Consider the following 1304-nt stretch of genomic DNA (forward strand, 5'->3'; position numbering starts at 1 on the left):
TGGTATAGGATTCCTTTTCTCGTTCGTTGTGCCGCTGGGCATTTCCGATTTTAGCGGCGGTCAGGTTTACGTTTCTTGCGCTGGTACGGTCAATCCCGTCGTTTCTCGCCATAGAGCTCCTTTCACGTTTGTACGGCCTGCGGGCCGGGGTGCACTTCCTGCGGAAGTGTAATAACCCACTATGATACTTTCATCCTGCGGCTGCAAAGTATCGTGGGCTCTCCGAGGGGGATGCGGCTCCTGCGGGAGCCTCCCTGCCTTGCGTGTATGTTGCACACAACAAGTCAGGTGTGTCCGGCATTCTTGCTTCTGTAAGCAATCCTGCCGCCCACGGTTCGGGAAAATCCACCGGATTCTCCCGAACCATCCATCTCCAAATCTGCGGATTTTTCGATGGGGACGGTGGTGCGATACCAGAGTGCAACTCTGTGCAGGAAATGCAATAAATGCAGAAAATTCCGGTTTCATGCTGCGGGGTTCACGATGATTTTCACATCGGCTGGTCTGCCTACCGACTGGCGTTCCGGTTCTTCCAGCCGGATGTATCCATGCCCCTCCAGTAATTCCAAAGTCGGAAAAATCTCCTCCGTTTTCTTGAAAAACTTTCCCCGGCACATCTGAAAAAGCTCAGAACGTTTGATCACAGATACATTCTTCTTTTTCAGCTTTGCCAAGACAAATTTGGCTTTCTGGATGCTCAAGTCAGTACCCATCATAGAATAGGCGTAGGTGGAATGAGCCAGAAAGTATTTGCCGATCTGAATCGCCTTGCTCATCGTAGAAGCTGTTACTTCTGCTTTGTCATCTTCCATATCAGCACAGTGCAACAGTCCCGCAATCCGGAGTACGGCACCGATATATTTGCTTGCCCAATCGGAAATTGCCTGCCCCTCGCCAACCAGAAACTTCTCATGTTCCTGAAAATAATCAGCCATCAGGTCAAAGGCTTTTTCGGAAAGGTGTACCGTCTGGGCATCGTCACCAATGGGCAGAGCCATCAACCGAAAAATCAAACTGCGGTAAGCGGCGGTTACTTCGGGCGGAATCGGCTGGGTACGAAAGACCCGGCTGCCGATTCTGGATGGTGGGGACGCATACAGAAATCGGGCAATCAGGCCCCGCCCGGTCATGGTGGTATTGGACATGATTTCATCCAGCACACTGGGCTGAATCGAGAGAATAGCTGACAGCGCCGGGTGCATGATGCATTCTGCTTCACGGGTCATACGATCCACATAAATGGCATCCCCACAATGGCCTTTCAGCCAGACATCAATGTTGGATTTGTTGGAATACCGTCCTGC

General features: G+C 51.5%; 1 protein-coding gene. It reads right to left on the minus strand.

Going from position 1 to position 1304, the window contains the following annotated elements:
* Window positions 1-464 precede the first annotated feature (464 nt).
* The coding region (locus WMO24_RS15860; RefSeq protein ID WP_349214080.1) for a DUF3987 domain-containing protein at window positions 465-1304 on the minus strand (840 nt) is incomplete at its 5' end.

The organism is Ruthenibacterium intestinale, assembly GCF_040096265.1.
Classification (GTDB): Bacteria; Bacillota; Clostridia; order Oscillospirales; family Ruminococcaceae; genus Ruthenibacterium; species Ruthenibacterium komagatae.